Consider the following 8,669-nt stretch of genomic DNA (forward strand, 5'->3'; position numbering starts at 1 on the left):
GCTGCCCACAGGGATGAGCTTGATCTGCTTACGACCCAGCTTGATCTCGAACTCATCGCCTGGCTTGAGGTCGAGCAGGGCGGTGTAGGCCTTGCCCACCATGAGATTGCCGTTGAACTGGATCTTGGTCACGAAGCTGAGGCTGCGGCCACCCTTGCCACGGCCGGTGGTATCGGCACCAAGGCTTACCCCCTTAGCACCGAGCAGGGCCTCATAGAACGCGGTGAAGTTGAGGCGCTCGCCGCCGTCTTTCTTGGTGCTCACATAGCCGCACTCACGCACGAGATCTGACTTGGAGACATCGCCCAGCTCCTTGACCTTGGCGAGCAGTTCTGAACCGGTAATCATTTGATACTTGCGTGGTACCCAGAACATAACAAACCCACGTGCTGTGTCAATTCACTAAATCAATAGCCAAGCCTTTGCTTCTACTGGTTCCAGAGGCAACCAATAGCGCAGCTTCGCGATATTGCAAAAGGTGCGCGATATTGCAAAAGGTGATTGTCAGCGCAGGGATTCGCAGGCTTCTCCATCGCCATTGCCATCGAGATAGCTGTGCCCCTGGCGCAGCAGGTCCTGGGCTTTGGCATAGGAGCTGATCTCGCTGCAGCGCTAGCGGCGTCCGCGGCGGAAGTCCCAGGGCCGGGTGATGCCGCCCTCCACCTGCCAGACCCCATATCGGCGCCGGCTGGCACGGTATTCGGCGTCCAGATACTCCTGGGCATTACACCCACTGAGGTACTGGCGGTAGGCGAAGGCTTGGCCGTCTTCCACCATCGCCAGGTTGATGTTGATTTCTGCGATCACCTCCGCTACCGAGCGGCCATAGCGATCGGTGGTTTTGACCTCGAGCCTGATCTCCCGGCCGACAGGGAGCCGCTGCTGCAGGTAGCTGCGGGCCTGCTGGCCATACGTGCCTTGTGCCGTTTCCGGGGCGTCAATGCAGGCCAGCCTCACTGTCATGGCTTTGCTGGCCTGGCGGACGCGGATGGTGTCGCCATCGCCAATGGAGAGCACCATGGCCGTAACGCCCTGACCAGAGACACCAGCCGGCCAGGCAAGAGCCGTCAACGCCGCCACAACCAGCAATACCTTGCTTGCCATCGCTGGAGTTTGCACGGGCATCCTTTCCATTGGGCCTATGCATGGCCGCTGCGCCAGCCTGGAGCTCTGAACCAGCTCCCTCCACGGTGGGAGTTCCGGCCACTGGCCTGAGCTGGAGCGATGAGCACACCTGGATCGTCCAGCACTGATCCCTCCTGCTGCGAGCCCAGGGGCAAGACGATGCCTAGCCGCAGGCTTCTGCGAAGCAGCAAGGCCGGGATCAGCTCTCCAGACCCGTTTCTAGTTCCAACCCGGCTCGGCTGAGGTTCCAGCGGTAGATGGCGCTGGCCTCGGCGGAGCGGGCCACCTGGAGGTTGCGCTGGGCGATCAACAGTTCCGTGAGTGGGGAGAGGCCGGCTCGATACCGGAGCAGTGAATCCTGCACCGAACGCTCGCCGGCGGTGATGGCCGCCCGTGCGGCCCTGGTTTGGGACGCGGCTGCCCGGTGGGTGGCGAACCAGGTTTCCACGCTTTGGATGATGGCTTGCTGGGCCTGCTGGACGGTGATCTCCGTCTGGGCGGCGCGGCGCTGGGCCAGGGCGATCGACTCGCGTGTAAGACCGCCGTCATAGAGGGGCTGGCGCACGGTGATGGCGGCGCCCCAGTCGGTGAAGCTGCCGGAGGCACTGCTACTAGTGCTGACGGACGGCAAGGTCACGCTGGAACCATTGCTGGCGCTGATGTTGGGGGTGGCGCTCTGGTTTGGAATATCTAGCCAATTACCGCTGACGCCCCCACCCACCAGTAACCCCACGCTGGGCAGCCGGCCGGCCCGGGCCAGCTGCACTCTGGCGCGTTGGGCCTGCTGCAGCTGGATCAGACTTTCCAGGGCGGGGCGCTGCTCAAGGGCCTGGTTGATGCTGTCGCTCAGGCTGGGACTCCAGGCTGGATCGGGCTGGAGTGGATCGCCGGCTTCGACGCGCGTTTCGGCCGGAAGATTCAGCACCCGGGCCAGCGCACTCAGGGCGATGTCGTACTGGGCCTGAGCCTCGGCCAGCCCCTGGAGGTCGGTCTGCAGCAGGGCTTCCGCCTGAAAGGTGTCAATGCGAGGAGCCAGGCCTACACGCCGGATCGCGTTGACGTCGCTCAACACCCGCCGCGAAACCGACAGGGAGCTTTCCCAGACCGGGATCTGGGCGGCGCTCAGCTGGGCGGCGAGATAGCGGCTGAGGATGTCAAAGCGGGACCGCCGCTGCTGCTCCGCTTGCGCGGCGCGGGCCGCCTGCAGATCGGCCTGGGCCGCCTGCTGCAGAGGCCCCCGACCGAAATCCACCAAGGGCATGGTCAGGATCAGGCCCAGATTCACAAAGGTGTTGTTGATCAGGGCCGAACTGTCGGCACCGAGATTGAGGTTGAGATCGCCGATGGTGGGCAGGTTGGAGATGAAGCCGACGTCGGTCTTCACCTGGGCAAAGGTGCCCAGGGCCACCAGATCGAGTTTGGGTCGAAACCGGGAGCGGGCCAGGCCAACCAATGCCTGGTTTTCCTCCACCGTCAGCTCCTGACTGCGCAGGCTGAGGGAGCCGCCCAGGCCCAGCTCGAGAGCCTGCGCCCGGCTGAGCACCAGGGGAGGGGTGGCTGCCAGAACCCCCTGGCCCGGCGCCAGGCCGAGGATCACCGCTGCGAGCGCACTCATCCAGCGGGATCGCCGACGCAAAGCTGCAACAGGAAGAATTACGGGTACGGTAAGGCCACTTCCTCAGTGGCAGCGCAGCAGGGCGGCATGGCAGCAATGGACCGGGCGCTGAGCCTGCTGCCGATGGCTCTGGTGACGGCGATCAGTGGAGCCTGGGCCCTCTCGCCGGGCGTGGCCGTGAAGGTGGAGGGCAGTGCCGTGCTGCTGCAGCCCGACAGCCGCGTCGGGTTTTACGCCCGATCGGCAGGCCAGGTGCAGGCCTTGCCCAGGCGGGTTGGCGATGCCGTGCGTCAAGGCGAGCTGCTGGCCACCTTGAATCGGGTGGATCAGGCGGCTGCGGGAGCTGGTGCGGTGGGTGCGAACCCCGATGCCCTGGTGCGGCAGGGGCAGGCCATCGACCGTCAGCAGCAGGCGATCCGGGCCCAGATCGCCACCCTGCGCACCACCAACCAGCCGGTGCAGAAGCAGTTGCAGGCGCTCGAAACCCTGCGCCGCGATGAGGTGATCCCCCGGTACAGCCCGCTGTGGGTGGGAGCCCAGGACCTCTACCTGCGCAACCAGAGCCAGATCAAGGCCCTGGAGGGCCAGCTGGCCCAGCTCGATGCCAATCGGGCCGAACTGGAGGGGCAGGAGGATGCCCAGGCGGTGCTGGCACCGCGCGCTGGCTTGCTGTTGAGCCTGGCGGTCAGCCCTGGACAGGCGGTGCTGCCGGGCCAGCGGCTGGGCACCCTGGGCCCCGGGCCGCTGCAGGCCCGGCGTCCGCGGCTGGTCACGGCGCTGTTCAGCGATGCCGATGCGGTGCGCCTGCGGCTCGGCGAGTCGATCCAGCTGGATCCCCTGCTGCAGACCCGCGAGCGCTATGGAGGCACGGCTGAGCGCTACGGATCGCTGGAGGGAAAAATTGTGGCAATCTCGCCCGCCACCGCCGATTTAGCGGAGGTGAGCCGGGTGGTGGGGGATCCGGAGGTGGCGATGAGCCTGATTGCCCGCAGCCGCCAGGCGGCCTTTGGTGAGGGCGGTGACCCCCTGGCCACCGCCGCTGACAAGATCAGCTCGCCGGTGCAACTGGTGACTGTGGAATTGGAGCCTGCCGACAATCCCAGTGGCCTCCGCTGGAGTAGCGGTCGGGGGCCCGATCTGCCGCTGGAGAACGGCACTCCTGCCCGGGCGAAGGTGGAGGTGGAGCGGCGCTCCCTGGTGAGCTTTGTGTTGCCGTTCCTGCGCTGGCTGGGGGGTGCGGAGCGATGAATAACCGTGAGCGTTGGTTGAGACCCTGGCGTCAGCCTGCCCCCTGGATTGCGCTGCTGCTGCTGGTGATCGCCGCCATCAGCTCGCCGCCGCGGCTGTGGTTCTGGGTGGCGCTGCTGCTGGTGGTGTTGCTAGTGGGCTGGGCCAGGGCGTTGCGTTCCCCCCGCTCCTGAATGGTGCAGTTGCGCGGGGCCCTGGTGATCGCTCTGGCGGTTGGGCTGACCAGTGCCGTAGGCGATGGCCTCAACCTCAGCGGTGAGGCGATCGCCTACGGCGCTGTGATCGCGGCCCTGATCGTGCGACCGGATTTCAGCCGCTGGCCCCTGGCGATTTATCCGGTATTACTGTTCGTGGTGGGGGTCTGCATGGCGGTCGGTGTCGTGCTGGCGCTGGCTCTGAGCGTGGTGCCTCAGGTGTTTCTGTTCGGGCTGGTGGCCGCGTTGATGCAGCTGTTCACCCTGTTGCTGCCGGGGAAATTGCGGATGCTCTCGGGCGTTGTGGCGGTGGCGGGTGTGCTGCCGCTGCTGAGCAGCGCACCCAGCTGGAGTGGCTGGGGCCAGGAGTTGCTGGCGATTGCCCTGGGCATGGCGATCTCCACGGCGTTGCAGCTGGCCTTCTCCCCTGCGGTGATCCCCGTCTCGGAAAGCTCAGCAGCGAGCCCCTCCGAGGAGCAGTCCGAGCCGCCTTTGGCTGAGCGAGTGATGGCAGGCCTGCGGTCGCCGTTCTTCTGGCGCAAGCTCGTGTTTGCCAGCCTGGCCTTGGCCATCGGCCAGGGGGTGGGAGCGGTCACCCCCAAATATCTCTATTTCGGGGTGGTGTTGCTGCTGAACGACAGCATCGGCGACACCCTCGGCCGGGTACGCGACCGGATGGTGGGTGTGTCGTTCGGCATCTTGATGCCGTTGTTGGTGTTCAACACCCTGGGTATCGGAGCGCTGCAGAACGGCCTGGTGATGGGCGGCACCGCCGCTTTGGTGATGGCGTTGAACAAGGCGAGTTATCTGCGCACGGCGTTGATCTCCAGCGGGGTGGCGTTTGTGGGCTACGGGCCGCTGGTGGCTTGGTACATCCCTAACCGCTGGATTGATTACCTGATGGGCTGTGGTCTGGCTCTGGCCGTGGGGCTGCTGCTGTTTCCCAACAGTGCGCTGCGTCGCTACAACCAACTCAGGACAGATCCGGCCGCCAGCAGCGAGCAGCTACAACGGCTGCTGCCGGCAGCGCGGGAGGAAGCGCGTTTGCTCGGGGTGCCCTTGGCTGAGCCCCTGACGCCGGAGCTGACGGGGGCGGAGGCTTCCTGATGGCCGGGATCCCGCTGCTGCAGCGCCATCGCCGGCTTGCGGCTGCAGTTGGCCTGGGCGTGCTGGCCGCGGCCGCACCGGCTTGGGGCCAGGGCCGGCAACCCCAGGCCCCTGGAATGTGCCTGGGGTTGCCGGCGCAGCTGGGCATCGCGGTGGGCATGCTGATCCTCACCTCCCTGATTCACACGCTGGTGACGGTGATCCAGGCGGAGTGCACCCACCGGCAACGGCTCGACGCCTGGTGTGCGCCGCGCAGCCGGCGGCGTCTGTTGATGATTCTGGCCATGGCCCTGCTCACCGCCCTAGCGCTGTGGGTGGAAATCCTGCTCTGGGCCCTGCTGTATCAGGGGCTTGGCTTGTTTTCGGGGTTGGAGGGCAGCCTCTATTTCTCCGGCATCACCTTCACCACGGTTGGCTATGGCGACATGACCCTGCCGGCATGCTGGCGCCTGCTCAGCGTTGCCGAGGCGGTGAATGGGGTGTTGATGGCGGGCTGGAGCACGGCCCAGCTGGTGTATGTGGTGCAGCGGATTATCACGATGCGGCTGGAAGTGGAGGGGCGCCTGCCCAGCCCGTCTAGATCCCAAGGTGGTGCGCCGGATTAAGCGCAGCCACCGGCATGACGATCTACGTGCTCAGCGGTCTGTTCTTCAGAGCTTTGCTTGCGGTGCCTTAGCCCTGCTCCCAGCGGAAGCCTTGATCTTCCCAGGCTTTCGGATCTTCGATCGGCTCGAGATGAGTGAACACATGCGTGCGGGTCAAGGTGGCCGCCACCTTGTGCTCCAACTGATCGCAGAGGTCGTGGCCTGCCTGCACGCTCCAGTGACCAGGCACGAGCACGTGGAATGACACGAAGCGACGGGAACCAGCCACGCGGGTGCGCAGCGCATGGAATTGGATCTCGTCTGTTTCACAGCTGGCCAGCAGATCTTCGAGAACCTGTTGCTCGGGATCGGATAGGGAGCGATCCAGCAGGCCGGAGGCGGTTTCGTGAAACAGCTTCCAGCCAGTGACGACGATGTTCAGCGCTACGGCGATCGCAATCAGGGGGTCGAGAATCGTCAGGCCGGTGAGCTTCACCAGGCCGATGCCCAGAACCACACCGAGGGAGGTCCAGACGTCGGTGAGCAGATGGTGGGCATCGGCGCGCAGGGTGATCGAATCAAAGCGCCGCGAGGCTTTCAACAGCACCCAGGCCACCAGACCATTCAGCGCGGTTGCCAGCAGGGAAATGACCAGGCCGATGCCCAGCTGCTCCAGCGGTTGGGGTTGCTGCAGGCGGCCAATGGCGGTGTGCATGATGGCGAGAGCTGCCACCACGATCAGCACACTTTCGAGGCCGCTGGAGAAGTATTCAGCCTTGAAGTGGCCGTAGGGGTGGCTGCGATCGGCAGGTTTGGCCGCGAGGGTGAGCGCCCAGATCGCGCCAAGGGCTGCGACCAGGTTCACGCCCGACTCCATCGCATCGGAGAGCAGGCCCACCGACCCGGTCAGGCGCCAGGCCAGCGTTTTCAGCACGATCGTCGCGACCGCTGCTGCCGTCGACAGCAGCATGTATTGGCGGGGGGACGCGAAGACCATGGGCGCGGGAAGTGCTCTCTCAGCTAAGCCAGTGTTGGTGATGGCGGACCAGACTGCTTGTCGTGGCGGCGACGGAAGGCGGTTTCCGATTGGATCAGCCTTTTGCCTACTCGAGCGCTAGTAGGCCAAGGCAATAGGGAAGGCCACCTCCGGCGCCCAGGCCCGCTGACGCACCAGGTCGCCACTCCAGCCCTCATAAAGCTCCCCAGATGACGTTCAACACAATTCAAAGAGCAGCAGGTCTGCTCCACCTGACCCTGCAGTGAAGCCCTCCAGCTTGCCGGCGTCGTAGCCCAGACCATCACCCTGCTGCAGGGGATGGCCATTGGCCTCCCCGGCCCCATCAATCAGCTGGATCCAGCCCTGGCGGCCTGTGCCAATGGCCAGGCTGCGCGTCTCGCCTGCACCTGGCTGAGCCCGCCAGAGGCGCACCGGCCGGTGGATCGCCATGGCGCCATCGGCCTGCTCGGGATCCAGCAGGGGAGTCCAGCCGGGACCGATGGCGAAGGGTTTCTGCTCGTAGTCCGGGGCGATGCCGGTGCTACTGGGCACGATCCAGATCTGCAGCAGCCGGCATGGCTTATCGCCCTGGTTGATTTCGCTGTGCACCACACCGGTGCCTGCGCTCATGCGCTGCACCTCGCCGGCGCGCAGCACCTCGGCGTGGCCCATCGAGTCGCAATGGTTGAGCTGGCCCTCCACCATCACGGTCAGGATCTCCATGTCGCGGTGGGGGTGCATGCCGAAGCCTGTGCCGGCGGCGATCGTGTCGTCGTTGATCACCCGCAGCGGCCCATAGCCCATCCAGGCTGGGTCGTAATGACTGGAAAAGGAAAAGCTGTGCCAGCTGTCGAGCCAGTCGAGCTGGCTGTGGAAACGCTCGGCGGCCGGGCGAAATACCAGGCCTGAGGAGGTGGTCATGGTTGGGAAATATGGATGTGGTGCAGGTGCGTGATCAGATCAGCGATGGAGTCGTCCTTGGCCGGATTGTCGCTGTTGCTCGACAGCTGGCGGCCCACCACATGGGCACCGAGATGGGCCAGTTGCAGCCTCATGGCCGTAAGCACGCCATAGCCGGCGCCGGCGGAGTGGGTGGCGATCACCACAGGGCGGCAGTTGAACAGGGCCCGGAAGTCGCTGCCCTGCACCGACAGCCAGGCGATGGCGCTGGTGAGCACCGGCGGAATCGAGCCGTTGTATTCCGGCGAGCAGATCACCCAGCGCGGAGCCGCAGCCAGCTGGGCCTCCAACCCCGCCAAGCCAGGCGGTGGGCCGCTGACCTGGGCTCGCGGGGTGAACAGCGGCAGGTTGATTGTGGTGAGATCGAGCACAGCAGCGCTGTGGCCCTGTTGGCCGGCGGCCGCTGCGAAGCGCTCGGCCAGCTGGAGGTTATGGCCGTTGCTAGCGGCGATCACCAGCACATCTGTGGAGGTTGAGGTACTCATGGCTGGGGCTCCAGGGTGAGCTAATCGGTATAGACAGCGTGGTCGGTGCTGAAGAAGCTGGCGAGATCCTGGGCATTGAGGGGCGCCAGCGGATCGTGCCCGAGGGCATGGCTGCGGCCGTGTGGGCGGCAAGTTATGCGGAGCGTCAGTAGGACTGTCCAACTGAGTCGCTCGTGCCAATGCATGCCCGCCAGGTCAATGCATTGGATGCACGAAGTTGCGGCTGAGCGCACTGGCAGGGCAACCTGAGTTGCACGCAGGAGTGTCGATGAAACCGCCCTGGCTCTGGCTGCCGCTTGCACTCACCGTGGCCAGCGCATCTGCCCTGGCTCAGCAGCCGGTGCAGCCCCTCCC

At 65.4% G+C, this 8,669-nt stretch carries 11 protein-coding genes; 4 read left to right on the forward strand and 7 right to left on the reverse strand.

Annotated elements, in window-relative coordinates:
* The 4 genes from KBZ07_RS12065 to KBZ07_RS12080 form a co-directional block, all read right to left on the reverse strand.
* Nucleotides 1-348, reverse strand: a 348-nt coding sequence (locus KBZ07_RS12065) for an AbrB family transcriptional regulator (protein ID WP_254931844.1), incomplete at its 3' end; no start/stop codon positions are given.
* Between the two features lie 156 nt (nt 349-504).
* On the reverse strand, nt 505-600 hold the full coding sequence (locus tag KBZ07_RS12070) for an excalibur calcium-binding domain-containing protein (RefSeq protein WP_254931854.1): 96 nt from the start codon (nt 598-600) through the stop codon (nt 505-507).
* Between the two features lie 12 nt (nt 601-612).
* Nucleotides 613-1,104, reverse strand: coding sequence for a thermonuclease family protein (locus KBZ07_RS12075; protein ID WP_254931845.1), 492 nt, complete (start codon nt 1,102-1,104; stop codon nt 613-615).
* Between the two features lie 220 nt (nt 1,105-1,324).
* Nucleotides 1,325-2,740 carry a TolC family protein gene (locus KBZ07_RS12080; protein ID WP_254931846.1) on the reverse strand — a complete coding sequence of 472 codons (1,416 nt, stop codon included), beginning with the start codon at nt 2,738-2,740 and terminating at the stop codon, nt 1,325-1,327.
* 66 nt (nt 2,741-2,806) lie between these two features.
* Between KBZ07_RS12080 and KBZ07_RS12085 the strand changes: the two genes are divergently transcribed.
* From KBZ07_RS12085 to KBZ07_RS12100, 4 genes are read left to right on the forward strand one after another with little or no spacing between them, the layout of a single operon-like run.
* Nucleotides 2,807-3,988: an HlyD family efflux transporter periplasmic adaptor subunit gene (locus KBZ07_RS12085; protein WP_254931847.1), complete on the forward strand. Its 1,182-nt coding sequence runs from the start codon at nt 2,807-2,809 to the stop codon at nt 3,986-3,988.
* The gene (locus KBZ07_RS12090) at nt 3,985-4,161 is read left to right on the forward strand and encodes a hypothetical protein (protein ID WP_254931848.1); all 177 of its coding nucleotides are present in this window, start codon (nt 3,985-3,987) and stop codon (nt 4,159-4,161) included. The genes KBZ07_RS12085 and KBZ07_RS12090 overlap by 4 nt, the downstream gene beginning before the upstream one ends.
* Complete coding sequence (locus KBZ07_RS12095; protein ID WP_254931849.1) at nt 4,162-5,289, forward strand: FUSC family protein; 1,128 nt, start codon at nt 4,162-4,164, stop codon at nt 5,287-5,289.
* Nucleotides 5,289-5,894 carry a potassium channel family protein gene (locus KBZ07_RS12100; protein ID WP_254931850.1) on the forward strand — a complete coding sequence of 202 codons (606 nt, stop codon included), beginning with the start codon at nt 5,289-5,291 and terminating at the stop codon, nt 5,892-5,894. The genes KBZ07_RS12095 and KBZ07_RS12100 overlap by 1 nt, the downstream gene beginning before the upstream one ends.
* A gap of 67 nt (nt 5,895-5,961) precedes the next feature.
* Here the strand turns inward: KBZ07_RS12100 and KBZ07_RS12105 are convergent, their stop codons facing one another.
* From KBZ07_RS12105 to KBZ07_RS12115, 3 genes are all read right to left on the reverse strand, one after another.
* On the reverse strand, nt 5,962-6,870 hold the full coding sequence (locus KBZ07_RS12105) for a cation diffusion facilitator family transporter (RefSeq protein WP_254931851.1): 909 nt from the start codon (nt 6,868-6,870) through the stop codon (nt 5,962-5,964).
* A gap of 216 nt (nt 6,871-7,086) precedes the next feature.
* The gene (locus KBZ07_RS12110) at nt 7,087-7,791 is read right to left on the reverse strand and encodes a pirin-like bicupin family protein (RefSeq protein WP_254931852.1); all 705 of its coding nucleotides are present in this window, start codon (nt 7,789-7,791) and stop codon (nt 7,087-7,089) included.
* The gene (locus KBZ07_RS12115) at nt 7,788-8,315 is read right to left on the reverse strand and encodes an NADPH-dependent FMN reductase (protein ID WP_254931853.1); all 528 of its coding nucleotides are present in this window, start codon (nt 8,313-8,315) and stop codon (nt 7,788-7,790) included. The genes KBZ07_RS12110 and KBZ07_RS12115 overlap by 4 nt, the downstream gene beginning before the upstream one ends.
* Nucleotides 8,316-8,669: the final 354 nt, after the last annotated feature.

The organism is Cyanobium sp. BA20m-14 (genome assembly GCF_024346295.1).